We start from the raw sequence: 23,355 nt of genomic DNA, 5'->3' as shown, positions 1-23,355 counted from the left end.
CCGCCGGCCGCGTTTAAATCTTGGGCAACTTTGTTTCGGGGAAACGATGAGCGATTCATTTCGGGAAGTCACATCCGTCTCGTGGTTCGGGCGGATCAAGCGCGCGGTCGGCGGGGTCATCTTCGGCCTTATCCTGATCGTGCTGATGGTGATCGGGCTGTTCTGGAACGAAGGCCGCGCCGTGCAGACGGCGCGCTCGCTGGCCGAAGGTTCTGGAGCGGTGGTTTCGGTCGGCGCCGACAGCGTCGATACCGCCAATGACGGCAAGCTGGTTCATGTCAGCGGACTGGTGACGGCGGACAGCGGCCTGGCGGATCCGGATTTCGGCATTGCGGCGCAAGGGCTGCGGCTGTCGCGCAGCGTCGAGATGTATCAGTGGAAGGAAGAGTCCAAGTCGGAGACGACGAAGAAGCTCGGCGGTGGCGAAGAGACGGTGACCACCTACAGCTATTCCAAGGTGTGGGACGACAGCCAGATCGACTCCTCCGATTTCAAGAAGCCGGACGGCCACCAGACTCCGCCGATGGAAATCCACGGCCGGACCTTCCAGATTCCTGAGGGCAAGCTTGTCGCCTTCGATCTCGATACGCCGGTGCTGGACCGCATCGAGGGTGACAAGGACTATTCCCTGTCAGCCGACCAGTCGGCGGCGATAAAGGCTGCCTATACCGGAACGAAACCGCTCAGCATCGTCGATGGCAAGATTTTTCTCGGCAATGACAACACGACGCCCGCTTTGGGCGACTATCGCATCGGCTACGAACTGGCGCCGCTGGGCGTGATCAGCATCATCGCGCGCCAGGCCGGCAGCCGCTTCGAGCCCTACCAGACGCAAGCCGGCGATGCGCTGCTGATGGTCGATACCGGCAACGTCCCGGCCGAAAAGATGTTCGCCGACGCGGTCAGCGCCAACACGCTGATCACCTGGCTGCTGCGCGGCGCCGGCTTGCTGTTGCTGACCATAGGCTTTGCGCTGTTCCTCAGCCCGATCGGGGTGATCCTCGACGTCATACCCTTCCTCGGCAGCATGGCGCGGATGGGCACCGGCATCATCGCCTTCGTTCTGGCGATCCTGGTCGGCACGGTGACGATTGCGATTGCCTGGTTCTGGTACCGGCCGTTGCTGGCGCTCGCCATCCTGGCGGCAGGCGTGATTGCGGCGGTGATTGTCTACCGCATCGGCCGGTCGCGAAGGCCAGCCGTTCCGGTGGTTGCACCCAACCCGGCTGCGGCCGCCTAGATGGTCGGGGCGGCCGGAGCCGCCCCATATCTCCTTGGCGCAATTCCGGCCGGAAAACCGCCTCACACTTATCCTGGAATTGCTTTCCTACTTGTCCTCGAAGCCGGTCAGCACGCCGACGGCGTTGATGCCGATCTCCTCGACGGCATAGCCACCTTCCATCACGAACAGCGTCGGCAGGCCGAGCTTTGCGATGCGCCGGCCGATCTTCGGATAGTCCGGGCTTTTCAGCTTGAACTGGCTGATCGGATCCTTCTCGAAGGTGTCGACGCCGAGCGAGACGATGACGATATCGGGGGCGTAGGCGGCGAGCTTGACGCAGGCATCCTCCAGCGAGGCGTTCCAGGCGTCCCAATTGGTGCCGAAGGGCATGGGATAATTGACGTTGAAACCTTCGCCGGCGCCAGCGCCGCGTTCGCCGGCATGGCCGAGGAAGAACGGATACTCCACCATGGGATCGCCATGCAGGTTGAGAACCTGCACGTCGGCCCGTTCATAGAAGATCTCCTGCGTGCCATTGCCGTGGTGATAGTCGACGTCAAGGATCGAGACGCGTTTTGCGCCCTGATCGAGGAACCATTGCGCGGCGACCGCAGCATTGTTGATGTAGCAGTAGCCGCCCATGAACCCGGCACCGGCGTGATGGCCGGGCGGGCGGCAAAGCGCGAAGGCCGACCGCTCACCACCCTTGACCAAGGCCGCCGCCGTCAGCGCCACGTCATAGGACGATTTGATCGCGGTCCATGTGCCTTCGACGAAGGTGGCGCCGGCGTCGAAGGAATAGTAGCCGAGCAAGGCGTCGACGCGCTTGGGTGGCACGTCGCCGCGCAGGCCGCGCGTCGGCCAGGTGAAGGGCATCGCCGTGCCATCGAGGCCGGCGGCCTTCCACGCCGGCCAGACGGTTGGCAGGAAGTCGATATAGTCGGCCTTGTGGATGCGCTTGGCGGCTGTGAGATCGTGCTCGACCGGTCCGATGATCGGCCCCAGCTTCTCGCTCTCGACCCGCGCCTTGATGAACTCGGCCCGCGACGGCTTTTCGAAACCCGGCACGATTGCCGACGTGACCAGTTCCATCTGGCCGGCATGGCCGGCATGAAGCGGCGAATAGACAGTCTTCATGAATTTCCTCTCGAAATAGCGAAATCAGTCAAGGTTGAGATAGGGGGTGACCAGAGCGAGCCACATTCTTTCCACATCGTCCTCGATGAGGTCGTATGTCTTGCGATCCCGCTTCAACCCCACAAGCCGGCAGGCGTGCCCGACATCCATCATCAGCACGCCGAGTCGGCTGGCGATCTTGTCTTCAAGGGCCGGGTTCACATGCTGCAGCCACGCGGCGTAAAGCGCGATGATCTGCTCGTCATATTCGTCCTGGATCGGCCTGAGGTCGGCATTGCCGGATATCGCCTCGATCACCGGCATCAGGGTGGCGTTTTCGAGATATATTCTGGAGGTATCGATGAAGAGCTTGCGCACCTCCTGCCGAAACTCGTCGCGGTTGGTGGGTGGGGTGACCTCGATGCGCCTGGCGATCACCTCGGGAAACGACGACAGCCAGCGCCGGGCGAGGTCGAGGAGAATGGCTTCCTTGTTGGGAAAGTACTGGTAGACCGAACCGACCGACAGGCCCGCGCGCCGGGCAATGGCGAGCGTCGTCGGCGTCTTGGTTCCCTGCTCCCGCGTCAGGATCAAAGCCGCGTCGAGTATCCGGTCGACCACCTTGCTCGACCGTTCCTGCCGCGGCTGCTTGCGCGGTTCGAGCGCCATCCTGGTTTCGCGGCTGAGACTGCGCTTCACGGATTGATGCCTTCGTTCCCTGCCGGTTTCAACACAGGTCCCGGTCTCAACATTGGCGTGGTGTGTTGTCCACAATACATTCGAAATTCGGCACGTTGACAAACGCGAATAATTAGTCGCATTCTTTTATCCACGCTGTTTTGAGAGATCACAAGGGGAATTTCGAAAGAGCGCACTGGCATCAGTTTTCGTCCGATAACGCCGCTCCAGCGGAGTGGCAGCTTGTCGGACAAGAGGGTTGTCGGTCTCAGCCAGTCGTCAAAACCGCGGAGTCGCGATGTCTGTCACGGGTGCGGGTCAAAATGCTGATCTGATCGTCATCAATGGTCGCGTGCGGACCATGGACGATGACAATCCCGCCGCCGAGGCGATTGCCGTCAAGGACGGCGCCATCATCGCCATCGGCAACCACGCCGCCATCGAAAAACTCAAGGGAACGACCACAGAGGTGATCGACGCCAAGGGCGGTTCGGTCCTGCCCGGTTTCATCGAAGCCCACATGCATCTGTTCTCGGGAGGGGCCGAGCTCGCGCATCTTCAACTCGGCGGTATCCATGGCTTCGAGGCGCTTCAAAGTGCCATCCGCGACTACGCAACGACGCGGCCCGAGGCGAAAATGCTTGTGGGACAGGGCGCCGACTACACCGTGCTCGGCGACGAGCGGGTGACACGCCATCATCTCGACGCCATCCTGCCCGACCGCCCCTTCTGCATGGCGGCGCCCGACCACCATACGATGTGGGCCAACACCAAGGCGTTGGAGATGGCCGGCATCCTGAAGGGACGCACGCTCGGTCCGGGCAACGAGATCGTGATGGGTGACGACGGCCTGGCCGCGGGCGAATTGCGCGAGGGCGAGGCCTTCGGTCCGGTGCTCGACCTTGCCGGCGAAAGCCGGGTGCGGCTGGGGCTGTCGACCGGCGGCGAGCCCGACCCAATGCCGTCGGCCGCCGAGCGGGCCGCTGACCGTGACATCATGCGGCGCGGACTTGCCTGGTGCGCGCGCCATGGCATCACCTCGATCCAGAACATGGACGGCAATCTCTACCAGCTCGAATTGCTTTCCGAGATCGAGGCCGAGGAGGGATTGCCCTGCCGCGTCAAGATCCCGTTCCACTACAAGAATTTCATGACACTCGCCATGCTCGAGAAGGCGTCCGTCATGGCCGAGCGCTACCACAGCGAGTGGCTGTCATCGGGCATGGTCAAGGTGTTCTATGACGGCGTGCTCGATTCCTGGACCGCTGTTATGGTCGAACCCTATGCGGATCGTCCCGACTGGGTCGGCGAGCCGCTGTTCACGCCGCAGCAATTTATCGATCTCGCCGTGGCTATCGACAAACGCGGGCTGCAGATCGCGGTGCACTCGATCGGTGACGGCGCGGTGCGCGCAGTGCTCGACGGTTACGAGGCGGCGCAGAAGGTCAATGGCAAGCGCGACAGCCGGCACAGGGTTGAGCACATCGAGGTCACCACAGCAGCCGACGTGCCGCGTTTTGCCGAACTCGGCGTCATCGCCTCGATGCAGCCGTCGCATCCGCCCGGCGCCATGGATTTTCCACTGGAGCCGACGGTGTCACGCATCGGACCGGCCCGCTGGCCGCTGAGCTATCCCTGGCGCACCCTGAAAAGCGCCGGCGCCCATGTCGTGTTCGCCTCGGACTGGCCGGTGGCGGCGATCGACCCGATCCTGAGCATTCAGGCGGCAGTGCAGCGCAAACCATGGGCAGAAGGCGATCCTGACCAGAGTTTCTCGCTGCAGGAAGCGATTGCCGCCTACACGGTCGAGGGCGCCTATGCCGAATTCGCCGAGCATCGCAAAGGCGTTCTGAAACCCCGCTATATGGCGGATCTGGTGGTTTTGTCGGCCGATATCGAGAAGACGGCGCCGGCCGATCTACACAAGCTGCGGCCGGTGACGACGGTCTGCGGTGGCAAGGTCACCTACCAGGCCTGACAATGGCATGCGGCTTGCACAGCTTGCCGCTTGCAAGACGAAATGACCGACTGAACTGTGATTCAATGCCGGACTTGCCAACCAACCGGCCGTGTGGTCACATCGAACAGGGGAAAAACTCCGCCAGCAAGAGCGGGGTCAACAGTGAGGCGTATCGTGCCGGAAAAACCGGATCGGAATGCAATTGAAGTCGTAAACGTCAGTAAAATTTTCGGATCGGGTGAGGGGCAGGTCGCTGCCCTCGATACGGTCTCGGTATCCATCCGCGAGAATGAGTTTTTTACACTGCTGGGACCATCCGGCTGCGGCAAGACCACGTTGCTGCGGCTGATTGCCGGCTTCGACTTTCCAACCGCCGGCGAAATCCTCCTCTACGGTCAGGACATCGCGCCGTTGCCGCCCTTCAAGCGGCCGGTCAACACCGTCTTCCAATCCTACGCGCTGTTCCCGCATATGACGGTTGCCGACAATATCGGCTTTGGCCTGGAAATGCTGGGCAAGCCGAAGGCCGAGATCAAGGCGCGCGTCGCCGAGATGCTGAAACTGGTGAAGATGGAGGCGCTGGCGGGTCGCCGCACCAGCCAGATCTCCGGCGGCCAGCAGCAGCGCGTGGCGCTCGCCCGGGCGCTTGCGCCGCAGCCCAAGGTGCTCCTGCTCGACGAACCGCTCTCGGCGCTCGACTACAAGCTGCGCAAGGAAATGCAGATCGAATTGAAGCGGCTGCAGCACGAGACGGGCATCACCTTCATCTTCGTCACCCACGACCAGGAGGAAGCGCTGACCATGTCGGACCGCATCGCGGTGATGTCGTCGGGCAAGATCCTGCAGGTCGGCTCGCCGCGCGACATCTACGACCGGCCGGCCGAGCGTTTCGTCGCCGACTTCATCGGCGAGTCGAACTTCCTCAAGGCGGATGTGGTTAGCGCGACTGGTGGCCGGGCGACGGTGAAGCTGCCGTCTGGTGTGGAAATCCCAGCCTCGCTGCCGGAAGGCTTCAGCCCCAGCGGCAAGGTCACCATCGTCGTGCGTCCAGAGCATGCGCAGTTGGGCACGGCCAGCCCGAGCGCTTCGCTGTCCGGTACCGTCGAAAACATCGTCTATCTCGGCACCGACACGCACTTCCATCTGCGCCTTGCCGGTGGCGAGCCGTTCATCGTGCGGCGTCAGAACAGCCGCGGCGCCGGTGACGGCTTCGTGCAGGGCGGCCAGATCGGTATCACGATCGGCAACGACGCCGCGCAAGTGCTGAAGGACTGATCATGGCGACCGCGGAACAAGTCGCCAAGGCAGCGGAGCGACGCGATGTGCGCGACCGGTGGCTGCTGTCAGCGCCAGCCTTGCTGGTGATCTTCCTCGCCGCGACCGGCCCCTTGCTGATCGTGCTGATCTACTCGTTCCTGACGCCTGGCCCCTATGGCGATGTGAAGTGGCAGTTTTCGCCCGATGCCTGGCTGTCGGTGTTCATGGAACGCGACATTTTCGACGATACGCTTTCGCTTGCGGCAGCGCATGTCACCATCTTCTGGCGCTCGATCAAGCTGGCGGTGATAACGACGATCGCCACTTTGGCATTGGGGTTTCCAACCGCCTATTTCATGGCGACGCGGAGCGAGAAAACCAGGGATCTCTGGCTGTTCCTGATCACCATTCCGTTCTGGACCAACCTTCTGATCCGCACCTTCGCCGTGCTGCAGATCATCCGCAACGAAGGCATCATCAACACCATCCTTATCAAGCTTGGTATCGTCTCAGCGCCGGTGCAGATCCTCTTCACCGACACGGCGATTCTGATCGGCATGGCCTATGTCTATCTGCCGCTGATGGTGCTGCCGATCTATGCCAGCATGGAGAAGCTTGATTTTCGCCTCGTCGAGGCGGGCTACGACCTCTACGCGACCCGATTCAAGGTATTGCGGAAGATCATTTTCCCGCTGGTCAAACCCGGCGTCATTGCCGGCTCCATCCTGGTCTTCATTCCAGCCCTTGGCGCCTATGTGACGCCGAGCGTGCTTGGCGGCGGCAAGAATATGATGCTGTCCAACCTGATCGAATTGCAGTTCGGCCAAGGCCGCAACTGGCCGCTCGGCTCGGCGCTGTCGATCACGGTGATGATCATCGTCATGGTGGCGCTGCTTGCCTATGTGCGCAATGCCGGCAAGTCGGGGGCGCGGCATGACTAAGAACTTTTCCATCAAGCACCAGACCGGCTTCACGGTGATCGCTGCGACCTGTTTTATCGTGCTCTATCTGCCGATCATCGTGCTGGTCGCCTATGCCTTCAACGCGGCGAACTCGACGTCCGAATGGGGCGGCTTTTCGATGCGCTGGTTCCAGTCGGCTTGGCAGAACGTGCAAGTTATCGACGCGACGCTACGCTCGTTCCAGATCGGCGCCGTCGCTGCGGTGCTGTCGACAATCTTTGCCACCATGGCCGCGCTCGCCACCACGCGCACCGCGTCCTATCCGGGCCTCACCTTCAAATATGCGGCGATCAACCAGCCGCTGATGGTGCCCGAGATCGTCACCGGCGTGGCGCTGCTGATCTTCTTCTCGCGCATCAAGATCTTCACCGGCTATTCCGGCATTGGATATCTGATCGCCGCGCACACGGCGTTCTGCATCCCGTTCGCCTATCTGCCGATCCGGGCGCGGCTGGAAAACATGGACCTGACGCTGGAGCGCGCGGCCGCCGATCTGTACGCGACGCCTTGGAAGACCTTCCGCCGCATCACGCTGCCGCTTTTGTGGCCCGGCATACTGGCCGGACTGATGCTGGCATTCGTCATCTCGCTCGATGACGTCGTCATCACCGAGTTTGTCAAATCGGGCGGCCAGGATACGCTGCCCACCTACATGCTCGGCCAGATCCGCCGCGGCATCACGCCTGAGATCAACGCGATATCGACCGCCTTCCTGCTGCTTTCGGTCGCGATCGTCACGTTGTTTTTCTTCGTCAGCAGGAAAAGAGACTGAACCGACAAATGGGAGCTAAAACCATGAACTGGAAAACAACGACAGCCGCCATGGGGTTGGCGCTGCTCGCAACGACGAGCCTGGCCAGCGCCGATGGCGAGCTGAACATCTACAATTGGGGCAACTATACCAGCCCCGACGTGATCAAAAAGTTCGAAGCCAAATACAACGTCAAGGTGACCATCACCGATTACGATTCCAACGATACGGCGCTCGCCAAGGTACGCCAGGGCGGCACCGGCTTCGACATCGCCGTTCCGTCGCAAACCTACGTGCCGATCTGGATCAAGGAGGGCCTCGTGCAGGAGACCGATCCGGGCAAGATGGAGAACTTCAAGAACGTGGCGCCGGAATGGGCCAATCCAGACTTCGACCCCGGCCGCAAATATTCCGTGCCGTGGGCGCTGGGCACCGTCGGCGTCGTCGTCAACACCGATGCCTACAAGGGACCAGCCGACAGCTGGGGCATCATCTTCAACACGCCGGACGAGCTGAAGGGCAAGACCAATGTCGTTCCCGAGATGAATGACGTTATCTTCGCGGCGATCAAATATGTCGGCGGCCAGCAGTGCACCGACGACAAGACGGTGCTGAAGAAGGTGCGCGACACGCTTGTCGCGGCCAAGCCGAACTGGATCGCCATGGAATACAACACCATCGAAAAGATGGGCGCCGGCGACTTCAAGGCGACCAGCGACTGGAACGGTTCGGCGCTGCGTCAGCGGCTGGCCAATCCGGCCATCCATTACAATTATCCGAAGGAAGGCTACGGCCTGTGGAGCGATAACGTCGTCGTTCTCAAGGAAGCCAAAAATGTCGAGAACGCCAAGCTGTTCCAGAACTTCATCATGGATCCGGAAAACGCGGCCGGCCTCTCGGCCTTCCATCGCTACGCAAACGCCATTACCGGCTCGGACAAGTACATGCCGGCCGATATGAAGGATGCCCCGGAAGTCGTCATTCCGGAGGCTGCGAAGGCACAAGGCGAATTCCAGAAGATGTGCGCGCCTGAGATCCAGGACATCTACACCAAGATCTGGACCGAACTGCAGAAATAACCGCAGTCTGACAGACCCGGCGGCATGCGCCGCCGGGTCTTTTCTTTTCCGGAATGGCTTTCATGGACTCCTATCGCAACAGCGATCCGCGGCCGTCGATCATGCAGGGCTCGCCGCCTCAAATGGTGCTGCCGAAGCTCGACTGGGACCGGCCGCCATGGAATCGCTGGGCCTTCCAACACATCCGCGAATTCCTGCCGACCATCGAGGTCTGGCGCGGCAATGGCCATCGCCATCGTCTTGAGCGCGCAGAGACCGATCTCGACGCGCTGCCGGTGGAAGACAGCAAGGGCCGTCCGACGACGCTCGTTGGCGTGCTCGACGAGACCTACACGGACGGCTTCCTGGTGCTCAAAGACGGCAAGGTCGCCTATGAGCGCTATTTCAACGGCATGGCCGAGCGCACGCTGCATCTGTCGCAGTCGATGGCGAAGTCGGTAACAGGCACCGTGTTCGGTATTCTGGTTGGGCGCGGCTTGATCGACCCGGCCAAACCGGTGACCGCCTATCTGCCGGAGCTCGGCGCGACCGGCTGGGACGGCGCCAGCGTGCAGCATGTGCTGGATATGACCACCGGCGTGCGGTTTTCCGAGGAATACACCGACCGTTACTCCGACATCGGCCAGGTTGATGTCGCCACGGGCTGGAAGCCGGTGCCGCCGGACAGCGATCCGGATTTCCAATGGCCGCCGCATCTGTTCGAGTTGATCCAGCAGCTGAAGGACAAGGTGCGGCCGCATGGCGTCGCGTTCGAGTACCGCTCGATCGAGACCGACGTGCTTGCCTTCATCATGGAGCGGGTCACCGGTAAACGGCTGGCGCAGCTGGTGTCCGAGGAGCTGTGGCAAAAGCTCGGCGCCGACGAAAGCGCTTGCTTCACGGTCGACAGCGCCGGCTATGCGCTGGCCGATGGCGGCTTCAACGCGACGCTGCGCGATTACGCCCGCTTCGGCCAGCTGATCCTCGACAAGGGCCGCGGCATCGTGCCGGCCGACTGGATCGAGGCGACGCGCAACGGCAGGCATGGGCCGGACTTCAATCCGAGCCTGCCCGAAGGCAGCTATCGCAACCAGTTCTGGATCGAAAACCCGCGCTCACGCGCGCTGATGTGCCGGGGCGTGTTCGGGCAGATGATCCATATCGACTGGGACACCGGCATGGTCGTGGTCAAGCTTTCGACCTATCCGGATTTCAGCAATGTCGCCTATTCGGTGGCAACGCTGAAGGCGGTGCACACCATCGCCATGGCGCTTGGTTGACCCACAACAAATCACCCTCTGAGGAAACGTTCATGACCGGCAAGACCGCGTTCGAGACCCGCTACGGCTTCGCCCGCAATGAGGTGCTGCTCTCCAACTGGCGCGAAAGCCCGTTCAACCGCTGGTCGTTCCAGAACCTTGGCGAGCTGGTGCCTACCGCCCCCGTGGCGGCGACGCCGGGAAGCGTCGAGGCACCGGTGCGGGACCTGAGCGGCCTGCTCGGCGAAAACGTCCCCGTCGCCGGCGCGCCGGAGACGGTGGCCGAATTCCTCACACGTTCGAGCAGCGACGCGCTGACGGTGATGAAGGCTGGCAAGGTCATCGGCGACTGGTTCGCGCCCAATATGGATTTCGGTGCCCGTCACATCATCTTTTCGATCAGCAAATCGGTCACCGCGATCATCGCCGGAATACTGGAAGGCGAGGGCGTGTTCGACCCGGAAGCGCCGGTGACCCAGTACATTCCGGAAGCCGCCGGCTCGGCCTATGCCGATGCAAGCTGCCGGCATGTGCTCGATATGAGCGTCAGCCTCGATTTCGAGGAGGCCTATCTCGATCCCGAAAGCGCCTTTGCCCGTTACCGCCGCGCGACGCTGTGGAATCCGGGCGGCGGCACTGAAAGCTTGCGCGAATTCATTCTGACCTTGCAGCGGCTCGAAGAACCGCACGGCAAAACCTTCCGCTACCGTTCGCCCAATTCCGATCTGCTCGGCCTGCTGCTCGAACGAGCTTCCGGCCAGCGCTTCCCGGACCTGATGCGCGAGAAACTGTGGCTACCGCTGGGTGCAGTCAGCGAGGCTTCGATCGGCGTCGACATGGAAGGTACGGCGCGCACCGCCGGCGGCATTTCGGTGACGCCGCGCGACCTGGCGCGTATCGGCGAGATGATGCGGCAGGGCGGCACGGCCAATGGCCGCGGCATCGTGCCGGAAGGCTGGGTGCGCGATACGACCGTTGCCGGCGGCAGCGCGGAGGCCTGGCAGCGCGGCACAATGGTGCATCTGTTCCCGAAGGGCCGTTACCGTAACAAATGGTACCAGACGGGGGCGGCAAACGGCGCCTTCTGCGGCATCGGCATCCACGGCCAATGGCTCTACGTCAACCCGAAGACGGAAGTGGTGATTGCAAAAATGGGGTCGCAGCCGGTGCCTGAAGATTATCCGCTCGAACGCGAGATCGTTGCCTTTTTCGAGGCGCTGAGCGGGATGGTCTGAGGACGAGCCAAAGCAAGGCGCTTTCCTGTGGACCTCTTTGACGCTTGAGAACACTGCGGTTGGCGTGACGGACATCAGCGCCTATGGTCGCCGCTCTTTGCGACAGGGACCAGCATGGCAGCAGACAGCAAACGCATCGCATCCATCATCGCGGCAGAGATCGGGGCGCGGCCGGAGCAGGCATCAGCAGCTATAGGGCTGCTCGATGAGGGCGCGACGGTGCCGTTCGTGGCGCGCTACCGCAAGGAGGTCACCGGCGGGCTCGACGACACCCAATTGCGCGACCTTGCCGAGCGATTGGCCTATCTGCGCGAACTCGATGCGCGCCGCGATACCATTCTCAGTTCGATCCGCGAGCAGGGCAAGCTGACCGAAGAACTTGAGGCCAAAATTGTGGCTGCCGCCACCAAGGCTGAACTGGAAGACATCTACCTGCCCTACAAGCCCAAGCGGCGCACCAAGGCCGAGATCGCCCGGGAGCGCGGGCTGGCGCCATTGGCGGAGGCTATTTTGGCCAACCGGTCGTTGGTGCCCGCCGAGGCGGCGCTGGCTTATGTGACCGAGGATGTGACCGACGCCAAGGCCGCACTGGAAGGCGCACGCGACATCCTGTCGGAACAGTTCGCGGAAAATGCCGATCTGGTCGGCAAGCTTCGCACCTACATGAAGGAGCGCGCTTTCATGCGTGCCCGTGTCGTCGACGGTAAGCAGGAGGCCGGGGCGAAATTCTCCGACTATTTCGAGCATGTCGAGCGTTGGGCAAATGTTCCGAGCCACCGCGCGCTGGCCATGCTGCGCGGCCGCAACGAAGAGGTGTTGTCGCTAGACATCGAGGTCGATGCCGACGATGCCTCGCCGGTGAAGCCGGTCGAGCGGATGATCGCCAATGCCTACGCCATCGGCGGCAGCCTGCCGGGCGACCGCTGGCTGATGGAAGTCGCCGGCTGGACCTGGCGGATCAAGCTTTCGCTGCACCTGACGCTCGATTTGATGCGCGACCTGCGCGAGCGGGCGGAGGAAGAGGCGATCCATGTCTTTGCACGCAACCTCAAGGATTTGCTTCTGGCGGCACCCGCCGGCTCGCGGCCGACCATGGGGCTCGATCCCGGCATCCGCACCGGCGTCAAGGTCGCGGTGGTAGATGGCACCGGCAAGGTGCTGGCGACGACGACGGTCTATCCATTTCCGCCGCGGAACGATGTGCGCGGCACACAGGCGGAGCTCGCCAAGCTCATCCGCCTGCACAAGGTCGAGCTGATCTCGATTGGCAACGGCACCGGCAGCCGCGAGACTGAAAAGCTGGTCGCCGACATGCTGTCCGACATGCCTTCAGATGGTGGGCCAAAGCCGCTCAAGGTGATCGTCAGCGAAGCCGGCGCCTCGGTCTATTCGGCCTCCGCGACAGCGGCGGCTGAGTTTCCCGGGCTCGACGTGTCGCTGCGCGGTGCGGTGTCGATCGCCAGGCGCCTGCAGGACCCGCTCGCCGAACTGGTCAAGATCGAGCCGAAATCGATCGGCGTTGGCCAGTACCAGCATGATGTCGACCAGTACCGGCTTGGCCGCTCGCTGGAGGCGGTGGTGGAGGACGCGGTGAATGCTGTCGGCGTCGATCTCAACACCGCCTCGGCGCCGCTCTTGGCCCGCGTGTCAGGCCTGGGCGCGTCGCTTGCCGATGCCATTGTCGCGCATCGCGATGCGACCGGGCCGTTCGCCAGCCGCAAGGAACTGCTCAAGGTAGCGCGGCTCGGCCCGCGCGCGTTCGAACAGTCCGCAGGCTTCCTCCGCATTGCCAATGGCAGCGAGCCGCTCGACGCCTCGTCCGTCCATCCGGAAGCCTATGGCGTGGCCAAGAAGATCGTCGCTGCCTGCGGTCGCGATGTGCGCTCGCTGATGGGAGACAGTGCCGCGCTCAAGGCGCTCGATCCGCGCGTCTTCGTTGACGAACGGTTCGGCCTGCCGACGGTGCGCGACATCATTGCGGAGCTGGAAAAGCCCGGCCGCGACCCGCGCCCCGGCTTCAAGACGGCGACCTTTGCCGACGGCGTCGACGATATCAAGGATCTGAAGCCCGGCATGCTTCTCGAAGGCACCGTCACCAATGTCGCGGCCTTCGGCGCCTTCGTCGATATCGGCGTGCACCAGGACGGGCTGGTGCATGTCTCGCAACTGGCCGATCGTTTCATCAAGGACGCGCATGAGGTGGTGAAGGCGGGCGATGTGGTGAAGGTGCGGGTCGTCGATGTCGACATCAAGCGCAAGCGCATCGCGCTGTCCATGCGCAAGGACGGCGGCGAGGGCGGGACGCCGAAGGGGCCGCGCGACAATGGCGGCGGCAAGCCAGCGCAACCTTCGCCGATGCCGCAGCGTCAGCCGGAAGGACCGGCACAGCAAGGCGCGTTTGGTGCGGCGCTGGCCGATGCCTTGAAGCGGAAGTAGCCTCGAATGGTTCCTTGCAATCGCTAGAGCGTTATCTACCATCCTTGTGTGGAGATACGCGCGATATGGCAAGTTTCGAGAAAGTGAGTGTCCAAGAGTTGGGGCGTCTTTGGGACGGGGGCATGGCGAGTGGCAGTTCGGTCGATGGAGACCAGGCTTTCGCCCGGATCAAAAGCAAGCTCGATGCGAAAGTTGCCGAACGCAAGTCGCAAAAACGCTGCGCTTCCAGCCGGAAACCGAGCCGATGAAGCGGAAGTAGCTACCAGGCCAGAACGGCCGGTTCCTTCTCAACCTGGCCCAGCAGCCAGTCGCGAAAGCTGACGACGGGCGGGTGGCCGCGCTTGTCGTTCGGGACGACGAGGTAGTAGGCGCTGCGGCTTTGCATCGGCTGTCCCGGCGCCTGCACGAGCTGACCGCGCTGCAATTCGCCGGCGATAAGAACTTGCGGCAGGAGCGCGACGCCAAGCCCCGCCATGCAGGCTTGGGCAACGGTGCCGAATTGCTCGAACTGCATGCCGGGTCCGATCGGTGCGCTCAAGCCCTGTTCCTCGAACCATTCGCCCCAGGCCCCGGGACGCGTCGCCATGTGCAGCAGCGGCAGGCGGGTGATGTCGGCCGCCGTGGTGATATCGCGGCTGGCAAGGAAGTCTGGCGAGACCACCGGCATTACGGTCTCGCGCATCAGAAGCGTGGAGTCGGCGTCCGGCCAGTCGGGCTGGCCATGATGGATGGCGGCGTCGAGCCGCTCGCGGGCGAAGTCGAAGCGGCCGATGCGGGTGACAAAGTTGATGGTGATGTCAGGGTTTTCTGCGACGAAATCCGGGATCAGCGGCATCAGCCAGCGCGTGCCGAAGGTCGGCAGTATGGCGAGGTTCAGCATGCCGCTATGCCGATTGCTCATCAATCCGAGCGCGGCGTCGCGCAATTGCCCGAGTGCCGCCCGCACGGCTTCGGCATAGATTTCGCCCGCCGTGGACAGCCGAACATTGCGGCTGTCGCGCTCGAACAGCCGGCGGCCGAACTGTTCCTCCAGAAGTGCTATCTGGCGGCTGACGGCCCCTTGGGTCAAATCGAGTTCCTGGGCGGCAGCGGTGAAGGAGCCAAGGCGGGCCACGGCCTCGAAGGCGGCAAGGGCGCTGGTGCTGGGTAAAAGCCGGCGTTGGACGTTCATGATCCATTACTAAACCTCATTGATCTGTGATGCAATTTTGTTTGATTTTTCCGAAGCGGAGGTGGATAAGCCCGAGCACTTCAAGATTTTGGGAGAGAGCGAAGCCATGGCCGCCGACAAGAACGCGTTCGTCTGGGAAGACCCCTTCCTGATCGAGAACCAGCTTTCCGAGGATGAGCGCATGGTGCGCGATGGCGCGGCCGCCTTTGCCGCCGACAAGCTCGCGCCGCGCATCGAGGAGGCCTATCTCGAGGAAAAGACCGACGCCGGCATTTTTCGTGAGATGGGCGAGGCCGGCCTGCTCGGCATCACCATTCCCGAGGAATATGGCGGGCTCGGCGCCAATTACGTCACCTACGGGTTGGTGGCGCGCGAGGTCGAGCGGGTCGATTCCGGCTACCGCTCGATGATGTCCGTGCAGTCGTCGCTGGTGATGTATCCGATCCATGCCTATGGCTCGGAAGAACAGCGCAAGAAATTTCTACCTAAGCTGGCCTCCGGCGAATGGATCGGCTGCTTCGGCCTGACCGAACCGGATGCGGGTTCCGATCCCGGCGGTATGAAGACGCGGGCCGAGAAGACCGCGAACGGGTACAGGATTTCCGGCTCGAAAATGTGGATCTCCAACGCGCCGATCGCCGATGTGTTCGTCGTCTGGGCGAAGCTCAAGGGCGACAACGGCAAGGACGAAATCCGCGGCTTCGTGCTGGAAAAGGGCATGAAGGGGCTTTCGGCACCGAAGATCGGCGGCAAGCTCAGCCTTCGCGCGTCGATCACCGGCGAAGTGGTGATGGAAGGCGTCGAGGTTGGCGAAGATGCGCTGCTGCCCAACGCCAAGGGCCTCGGCGGTCCGTTCGGCTGCCTCAACCGCGCGCGCTACGGCATTTCCTGGGGCGCGATGGGCGCGGCCGACGATTGCTGGCGCCGGGCGCGGCAATATGGCCTCGACCGCAAGCAGTTCGGCAAGCCGCTCGCCGGCACGCAGCTGTTCCAGAAGAAGCTCGCCGACATGCAGACCGAGATCGCGCTGGGCCTGCAGGCCAGCTTGCGGGTCGGAAGGCTGATGGACGAGGGCAAGATGGCACCGGAGATGATCTCGATCGTCAAGCGCAACAATTGCGGCAAGGCGCTCGACATCGCCCGCCAGGCCCGCGACATGCATGGCGGCAACGGCATCCAGATCGGCTACCACGTCATGCGCCACGCGCAGAACCTGGAGACGGTCAACACCTATGAAGGCACGCATGACGTGCATGCGCTGATCCTTGGCAGGGCTCAGACGGGGATACAGGCGTTTTTCTAAGCTGTGCCGAATTCAAGTGAGGCCGGCCTGCAAATGGCCGATACCTGCGCTTCCGGTGCTCGCGTACCAAAAGTACGCTCTGCTCCGGTTCTCGGTATCAGCCATTTTCGACTCGGCCTGACCTGAATCTCGACACAGCGTAGCCGGCTTCGGCTGCTTAATTTAGGTGCATCGCAACATCTCTGCTTGGAGAATGGCCAATAGATGTGTCAGGGTTCGGCTGAAGAAACGCCGATCTCCGGGGCCCCATGGCAATACTGGCAGCCGTCTACCACCTGACCCATTACAAATATGACCGGCCGGTGGTTCTCGGGCCCCAGGTCATCAGGCTGCAGCCGGCACCGCATTCCCGCACCAAGGTGCTCAGCCATTCGCTGAAGGTCGGGCCGGCGAACCACTTCGTCAATCTGCAGCAGGACCCCTACGGCAATTTCCTGGCCCGCTTCGTCTTCCCGGAACCGGTGACGGAATTGAAGATCGAGGTCGACCTCGTCGCCGACATGACGATCTACAATCCGTTCGATTTCTTCGTCGAGCCATCGGCCGAGACCTTCCCGTTCGAGTACCCCGAAGACATCAGGGACGATCTCGCCATCTACCGCACGCCGGAGCCGGCGGGGCCGCTGCTGTCTGCTTTCCTCGCAACCATCGACCGTAGCGCCACCAACACCGTCAATTTCGTCGTCGACCTCAATGCGCGGCTGCAGCGGGAGATCGCTTATATCGTGCGGATGGAAACCGGCGTGTTCTCGCCGGAGGAAACGCTGGCCGCGAAAAAGGGATCGTGCCGGGATTCGAGCTGGCTGCTGGTGCAAATCCTCAGGAATCTCGGCCTCGCCGCGCGTTTCGTCTCCGGCTATCTGATCCAGCTGAAGCCCGATCTGGTCGCGCTCGATGGCCCAGCCGGAACCGCCGTCGATTTCACCGACCTGCACGCCTGGTGCGAGGTCTATCTGCCGGGCGCCGGCTGGATCGGCTTCGATCCGACGTCCGGCCTGCTCACCGGCGAAAGCCATGTGCCGCTGGCGGCCACGCCGCATTTCCGCAACGCCGCGCCCATTTCCGGCATGGCGAGCTTTGCCAATGTCGAGTTCGGCTTCGACATGCGTGTCGACCGCATTGCCGAACATCCGCGCATCACCAAGCCATTCTCGGACGAAAGCTGGCAGGCGCTGGATGCGCTGGGCAACAAGGTCGACGCCGCACTTCAAGCGGGTGATGTCAGGCTGACCATGGGCGGCGAGCCGACCTTTGTGTCGATCGACGATTTCGAGTCCGCCGAGTGGAACACCGCCGCCGTCGGCCCGACCAAGCGCGAAAAGGCCGATGCGCTGATCCGTAAATTGCGCGAACGCTTCGCGCCGGGCGGCTTCCTCCATTACGGCCAGGGCAAGTGGTATCCGGGCGAAAGCCTGCCGCGTTGGACCTTTTCGCTCTATTGGCGCACCGATGGCCAGCCGGTATGGAGCGATCCGTCGCTGATCGCGCGCGAAAAGAGCGATGCGAAGGTCGGGCCGCAGCAGGCGGAAAACCTGCTGACGGCAATCGCCGGCGAACTCGGCATCGACAAGGCGATGGTCAGCGAGGCCTATGAGGACCCGGCCGAATGGCTGCTGAAGGAAGGTAAGCTGCCCGACAATGTCGATCCGTCCAACTCCAAACTGGAAGACCCCGAAGAGCGCAGCCGCATGGCGAAAGTGTTCGAGCGCGGGCTGACCAAGCCGTCCGGCTATGTGCTGCCGGTCCAGCGCTGGAACAGCCAGGCATCGGACCCGCGCTGGCGCTCGGAGAAATGGAAGACGCGGCGCGGGCGGCTGTTCCTGGTGCCGGGCGATTCCCCGGTCGGCTACCGCCTGCCGCTGGGCACGCTGCCTTATGTGCCGCCGGCACAGTTCCCCTATATCGTGCCGGTCGATCCGTCGCTGCCGCGTGGACCGCTGCCGGCGCGGGAAGCCATACTGCCAGAACCGGCTCCGGCCGAACTGGAAGGCGCCGACGAGATGGCGCGGCGCCAGCAGGCGGTATCGTTCACTGCGACGACCGGCCAGCAAGACCGGGTGGAGCAGGAGATCACCGAGATCGGCGGCGCGGTGCGTACAGCACTTTCGGTCGAGCCGCGCGACGGGCGGCTTTGCGTGTTCATGCCGCCGGTCGAGGCGCTGGAAGATTATCTCGAACTGGTCGCAGCCGCAGAAAACGCGGCCAAGTCGATCCGCCTTCCCGTGCATATCGAAGGCTATGGACCGCCGCACGATCCGCGCCTCAACGTTATCAGGGTGGCACCCGATCCCGGCGTCATCGAGGTCAACATCCATCCGGCTGCCAACTGGCAGGACTGCGTGGCGACGACGACGGCGATCTACGAGGAAGCACGGCAGACGCGGCTTGGCGCCGACAAGTTCATGATCGACGGCCGCCACACCGGTACCGGCGGCGGCAACCATGTCGTCGTCGGCGGCGCAACGCCCAATGACAGCCCGTTCCTGCGCCGGCCCGATCTGTTGAAGAGCCTGGTGCTGCAATGGCAGCGGCGCCCGTCGCTGTCCTATCTATTCTCCGGCCTGTTCATCGGCCCGACCAGCCAGGCGCCGCGCTTCGACGAGGCGCGGCACGACTCGCTTTACGAACTCGAGATCGCGATGGCGCAGGTGCCGCACCCGGGCCAGGGCAACCCACCGCTGCCTTGGCTGGTCGACCGACTGTTTCGCAACCTGTTGACCGATGTCACCGGCAATACGCACCGGTCGGAAATCTGCATCGATAAGCTGTTTTCGCCCGATGGCCCGACCGGCCGGCTTGGGCTTGTCGAGTTCCGCGGTTTCGAGATGCCGCCCAATGCGCGCATGTCGCTGGCGCAGCAATTGCTGGTACGAGCCATCATCGCCCGTGCGTGGAACAACCCGCTTGATGGCCGCTTCGTGCGCTGGGGCACCTCGCTCCATGACCGTTTCATGCTGCCGCATTATGTCTGGGCGGATTTCCTCGACATGCTCGACGACCTCAAGCTCAACGGTTTCGAATTCCGGCCGGAATGGTTCGATGCCCAGCTGGAGTTCCGCTTTCCGTTCTGCGGCGAAGTCCAGCATGCCGGCATCAAGCTGGAACTGCGGCAGGCGCTGGAGCCGTGGCATGTCATGGGCGAGCAAGGCGCAATCGGCGGCACCGTGCGCTTCGTCGATTCCTCGGTCGAACGGCTGCAGGTCAGGACCGAAGGCCTCAACCCGGAACGTCATGCCATTGTCTGCAATGGCCGAATCGTGCCGATGAAGGTCACCGACAATCGCGAGGTCGCGGTGGCCGGTGTGCGCTTCAAGGCCTGGCAGCCTTCGTCGGGCCTGCATCCGGCGCTGCCGGTCAACACGCCTTTGGTCTTCGACATTTACGACCGTTGGACGGGGCGGGCGGTGGGCGGCTGCGTCTACCATGTCGCGCATCCAGGTGGGCGCAGCTACGACACGTTCCCGGTCAACGGCAATGAGGCCGAGGCGAGGCGTCTCGCCCGCTTCGAGCCGCGCGGCCATACGCCGTCGGCCTATGTGCTGCGCAATGAAGAAGCCTCTGAAGACTTCCCCATGACCCTTGACCTCAGGCGGCCAGCAAGACTCTGATCAGCGATGGCAAAGGGGAATCAGAAAAAGGTCCGCGGCAAGCCGCTGAGGCACAGTCTGCTGGAGCACTACCAGCCGATTGACGGCGTCGTCGACGAGATGGTCGATGCTTCGGGCCATCCGCGTCCGGCCTGGGCGCCCTTCATCGAGGCGCTGGAGGAGCTGGGTCCCGAAAAGCTGGGCCAGCGCTTTGCCCGCGCCGACCAGTATCTGCGCGACGCCGGCGTTTATTATCGCGTCTACGACAAGGCCGGCGCCAACGAGCGCGAATGGCCACTGGCGCATATCCCGCTGCTGATCGAAGACAAGGAATGGGCCGGGATCAGCGCCGGTCTCGTCCAGCGCGCCGAGCTTTTCGAGGAGATAGTCGCTGATATTTACGGGCCGAACCGGCTGATCGAGAAGGGAATCCTGCCGGCAGGCCTGATTGCGGCGAGCCCCGAATATTTGCGCCCCGTCGTCGGCACCATGCCGGCCAGCGGTCATTTCCTGCATTTTTGCGCCTTCGAGCTCGGCCGTGGACCGGATGGAAGCTGGTGGGTGCTGGGCGACCGCACGCAGGCACCGTCGGGCGCCGGCTTTGCGCTGGAAAACCGCGTCGCCACGACGCGGGCTTTGTCCGACATCTATGGCGAGATGCATGTGCATCGCCTGGCCGGTTTCTTCCGTCGCTTTCGCGATGCTCTGATCGGCATGGCGAAGGAGAATGACGGCCGCGTCGCCATTCTGACGCCGGGGCCGCTCAACGAGACCTATTATGAGCACGCCTATATCGCCCGCTATCTCGGCATCATGCTGCTCGAGGGCGAGGATCTGACCGTCGCCGGCGGCAAGCTGATGGTGCGCACGGTTTCGGGGCTGATGCCGATCAGCGTGCTGTGGCGGCGGCTCGATGCCGCCTTCGCCGATCCGCTGGAACTGCGGCCAGACTCGCATATCGGCACCCCGGGGCTGGTCGAGGCGATCCGCCGCGGCACGGTTTCGACGGTCAATGCGCTGGGTTCGGGCTTGATGGAAACCCGGGCGCTGCTCGCTTTCCTGCCGAAGATTTCGCGCGCATTGCGCGGCGAAGAACTTCTGTTGCCAAGCGTGGCGACCTGGTGGTGCGGGCAAGCAACCGAACGGGCCCATGTGCTTGCCAATATCGATCGCATGGTGATCGGTCCGGCGCTGTCGACGCGGCTGGCCTTTGAGGATGACGGCCAGACCAGGCTCGGTTCGGCACTGACGCCGGAGGAACGCATCGCGCTGATCGCGCGCATCGAGAGCGATGGCAGCGGTTTCGTCGGCCAGGAAGCGGTGACGCTGTCGACGACGCCGGTCTATGTCGGCGGCTGGCTGGAGCCACGGCCGGCAAGCCTGCGCGTTTATCTCGCGCGCACGCCCGATGGCTGGACGGTAATGCCCGGCGGTTTCGCCCGTGTCGGCCTTTCGCTCGACCCGACGGCCATCGCCATGCAGCGCGGCGGCCAGGCGGCCGACGTCTGGGTGGTCAGCGACCGGTCGGTCGAGCGCGAGACGCTGCTGCCGCAGGAGCATGACAGCTTCGTCCGCACCATGCCGGGCAGCCTGCCCAGCCGCGCGGCGGAAAACCTGACCTGGCTCGGCCGCTATATCGAGCGTTCGGAAGATACGGTGCGTATCCTGCGCGCCTATCATGTGCGGCTGGCCGAGACGTCCGATCCTGACATGCTGCTGCTCGCCGATATCAGGGACTATCTCGAACCCTTCGGCATCGATCTCGAAGCGGCCATTCCGCCCGGATTGATCGGCACGCTGGACAGCGCCGTCTACAGCGCCGGACAGATCCGCGACCGCTTTTCGCCCGATGGCTGGCTGGCGCTGAAGGACCTGTCGAAGACCATTCATCAGTTCGCCACCACGGTGGCGCCGGGTGACGACGCGACACGGGCGATGACGGTCATGCTGCGCAAGCTCGCCGGTTTCTCTGGCCTGTTGCACGAGAATATGTACCGTTTCACCGGCTGGCGTTTCCTCGAGATCGGCCGGCGGATCGAGCGCGGCATCCAGATCGCCCGTACGCTAGCCCGACTGACAAGGTCCGGTGCGCCGGACGGCTCGCTCGACATGATGCTGGAGATCGGCGACAGCGTCATGACCCACCGCCGGCAATATCCGGTGCGGGCCGGACGGCGCACGGTGATCGACCTCTTGGCGCTCGACCCACTCAACCCGCGCTCGATCCTGTTCCAGCTCGAACGGCTGAAGGCGGAGATCGGCCTGTTGCCATCGGTTGGGCCGGAGGGGCATATGTCGGTCGCGGCCAAGGAAATCCTGCAGCTCAACACGGCAATTGCCGTCATGGAGCCATCGGAGATGTCGGCGGAGGTGCTGGACGATCTCGCAACTGAGATCGGCAACCTCTATAGCAGCCTGGCTAAAGCGTATTTCGGTTAACATGCTGTACGATATCAGGCTTCATCTCAGCTACGATTATGACGCCGCGGCCGGTGGCAGCCGGCATCAGGTGCGTGTATTGCCGCCGACCATTGCCGGCGTGCAGCGCGTGATCGCGGCCTCGCTTTCGTTTGTGCCGACCCCATCGGAGCGCACGGATTTTGCCGATTTCTTCGGCAACAATGTCACCGCGATCGCCTTTCGCGACGTCCATGACGGGCTCGACATCAGAATGAGCGCGCGCGTGTCGGTGTCACGGCCGGAGCCTGGGCTCGACGTGTCGCCCGATCTGCAGCGCCTGCGGGAAGAACTCGGCGCCGTACGGTCACTGGCGCCGGATGCACCGCATCACTTTCTCGCCGCCAGCGATCATGCCGGCATCGATGCGGCGATCACCGCCTATGCCCGCGACAGCGCCGGCGGCTCGACGGTCGGCATGGCCATCGATCTGTGCAACCGCATCCACCGCGACTTCACCTATGACGGGGAAGCGACCACGGTGCGTACCGGGGCCAGCGATGCCTTCCGTTTGAAGCGGGGCGTGTGCCAGGACTTCTCCCACATCATGATCGCCGGCCTGCGCGGGCTAGGTATTCCTGCGGGTTATGTCAGCGGCTTCCTGCGCACCATTCCCCCGAAAGGGAAGCCGCGGCTCGAAGGCGCCGATGCCATGCATGCCTGGGTCAAGGTGTGGTGTGGGCGCGATGCCGGCTGGCAGGAATTCGACCCGACCAATGGCATGCGGGCCAGCAACGACCACATCACCGTTGGCTATGGCCGCGACTATTCCGACGTGGCTCCGATCGTCGGCGTGCTGAAAACCACCGGCGGCCAGGTCGGCGACCAGGCCGTCGACGTCATCCCGGTCGCGCTCGAGAAGGCCTGACAGCCTCGAAGCACAGCTTCTCAACAACGGCCATG

17 protein-coding genes are annotated in these 23,355 nt (G+C 63.3%); 14 read left to right on the top strand and 3 right to left on the bottom strand.

The genetic code is table 11. The features are described 5' to 3' along the window. Positions 1-46: 46 nt before the first annotated feature. On the top strand, positions 47-1,240 hold the full coding sequence (locus NKJ18_RS02250; protein ID WP_023825398.1) for a TMEM43 family protein: 1,194 nt from the start codon (positions 47-49) through the stop codon (positions 1,238-1,240). A gap of 87 nt (positions 1,241-1,327) precedes the next feature. On the opposite strand, the gene NKJ18_RS02245 is transcribed toward NKJ18_RS02250, so the two are convergent. Next, positions 1,328-2,359 (bottom strand): histone deacetylase family protein, encoded by a 1,032-nt coding sequence (locus NKJ18_RS02245; RefSeq protein WP_023751302.1) that lies wholly within the window; start codon positions 2,357-2,359, stop codon positions 1,328-1,330. Between the two features lie 24 nt (positions 2,360-2,383). Beyond that, positions 2,384-3,037: a TetR/AcrR family transcriptional regulator gene (locus NKJ18_RS02240; protein WP_023686329.1), complete on the bottom strand. Its 654-nt coding sequence runs from the start codon at positions 3,035-3,037 to the stop codon at positions 2,384-2,386. Positions 3,038-3,314: 277 nt separating this feature from the next. On the opposite strand from NKJ18_RS02240, the gene NKJ18_RS02235 reads away from it, so the two are divergent. From NKJ18_RS02235 to NKJ18_RS02195, 9 genes are all read left to right on the top strand, one after another. Further along, positions 3,315-4,994, top strand: coding sequence for an amidohydrolase (locus NKJ18_RS02235; protein WP_352757753.1), 1,680 nt, complete (start codon positions 3,315-3,317; stop codon positions 4,992-4,994). Between the two features lie 156 nt (positions 4,995-5,150). Next, positions 5,151-6,251: an ABC transporter ATP-binding protein gene (locus tag NKJ18_RS02230; RefSeq protein WP_023699750.1), complete on the top strand. Its 1,101-nt coding sequence runs from the start codon at positions 5,151-5,153 to the stop codon at positions 6,249-6,251. A gap of 2 nt (positions 6,252-6,253) precedes the next feature. After that, positions 6,254-7,174, top strand: coding sequence for an ABC transporter permease (locus NKJ18_RS02225; RefSeq protein WP_023714006.1), 921 nt, complete (start codon positions 6,254-6,256; stop codon positions 7,172-7,174). Further along, positions 7,167-7,967, top strand: a complete 801-nt coding sequence (locus tag NKJ18_RS02220; protein WP_023820688.1) for an ABC transporter permease — start codon at positions 7,167-7,169, stop codon at positions 7,965-7,967. The genes NKJ18_RS02225 and NKJ18_RS02220 overlap by 8 nt, the downstream gene beginning before the upstream one ends. A 23-nt stretch (positions 7,968-7,990) precedes the next feature. Next, positions 7,991-9,025 (top strand): ABC transporter substrate-binding protein, encoded by a 1,035-nt coding sequence (locus NKJ18_RS02215; RefSeq protein WP_023683465.1) that lies wholly within the window; start codon positions 7,991-7,993, stop codon positions 9,023-9,025. A gap of 62 nt (positions 9,026-9,087) precedes the next feature. Next, the gene (locus NKJ18_RS02210; RefSeq protein ID WP_352757752.1) at positions 9,088-10,284 is read left to right on the top strand and encodes a serine hydrolase domain-containing protein; all 1,197 of its coding nucleotides are present in this window, start codon (positions 9,088-9,090) and stop codon (positions 10,282-10,284) included. 32 nt (positions 10,285-10,316) lie between these two features. Continuing rightward, a complete protein-coding gene (locus tag NKJ18_RS02205; protein ID WP_023744237.1) occupies positions 10,317-11,498 on the top strand; it encodes a serine hydrolase domain-containing protein in 1,182 nt (393 codons plus the stop codon). 114 nt (positions 11,499-11,612) lie between these two features. Beyond that, positions 11,613-13,934 carry a Tex family protein gene (locus tag NKJ18_RS02200; protein WP_352757751.1) on the top strand — a complete coding sequence of 774 codons (2,322 nt, stop codon included), beginning with the start codon at positions 11,613-11,615 and terminating at the stop codon, positions 13,932-13,934. Positions 13,935-13,999: 65 nt separating this feature from the next. Next, positions 14,000-14,182 (top strand): hypothetical protein, encoded by a 183-nt coding sequence (locus NKJ18_RS02195; protein ID WP_023714001.1) that lies wholly within the window; start codon positions 14,000-14,002, stop codon positions 14,180-14,182. Positions 14,183-14,193: 11 nt separating this feature from the next. Here NKJ18_RS02195 and NKJ18_RS02190 read toward each other — a convergent pair whose 3' ends face one another. Continuing rightward, the gene (locus tag NKJ18_RS02190) at positions 14,194-15,105 is read right to left on the bottom strand and encodes a LysR family transcriptional regulator (protein ID WP_352757750.1); all 912 of its coding nucleotides are present in this window, start codon (positions 15,103-15,105) and stop codon (positions 14,194-14,196) included. A 106-nt stretch (positions 15,106-15,211) separates the two neighbouring features. Between NKJ18_RS02190 and NKJ18_RS02185 the strand changes: the two genes are divergently transcribed. From NKJ18_RS02185 to NKJ18_RS02170, 4 genes are all read left to right on the top strand, one after another. Continuing rightward, positions 15,212-16,408 (top strand): acyl-CoA dehydrogenase, encoded by a 1,197-nt coding sequence (locus NKJ18_RS02185; RefSeq protein WP_023751298.1) that lies wholly within the window; start codon positions 15,212-15,214, stop codon positions 16,406-16,408. A 248-nt stretch (positions 16,409-16,656) separates the two neighbouring features. After that, positions 16,657-20,016 carry a transglutaminase family protein gene (locus NKJ18_RS02180; RefSeq protein WP_352757749.1) on the top strand — a complete coding sequence of 1,120 codons (3,360 nt, stop codon included), beginning with the start codon at positions 16,657-16,659 and terminating at the stop codon, positions 20,014-20,016. Between the two features lie 6 nt (positions 20,017-20,022). Then, positions 20,023-22,434, top strand: a complete 2,412-nt coding sequence (locus NKJ18_RS02175; protein ID WP_023696879.1) for a circularly permuted type 2 ATP-grasp protein — start codon at positions 20,023-20,025, stop codon at positions 22,432-22,434. 1 nt (position 22,435) lies between these two features. Continuing rightward, the gene (locus NKJ18_RS02170; protein ID WP_023683456.1) at positions 22,436-23,320 is read left to right on the top strand and encodes a transglutaminase family protein; all 885 of its coding nucleotides are present in this window, start codon (positions 22,436-22,438) and stop codon (positions 23,318-23,320) included. Positions 23,321-23,355 lie beyond the last annotated feature (35 nt).

Origin of the sequence: Mesorhizobium sp. M0217 (genome assembly GCF_040321955.1) — a bacterium.
Lineage (GTDB): Bacteria > Pseudomonadota > Alphaproteobacteria > Rhizobiales > Rhizobiaceae > Mesorhizobium.
Note: the sequence above shows the minus strand (reverse complement) of the source record. Positions and strands in the feature narration are given on the sequence as shown.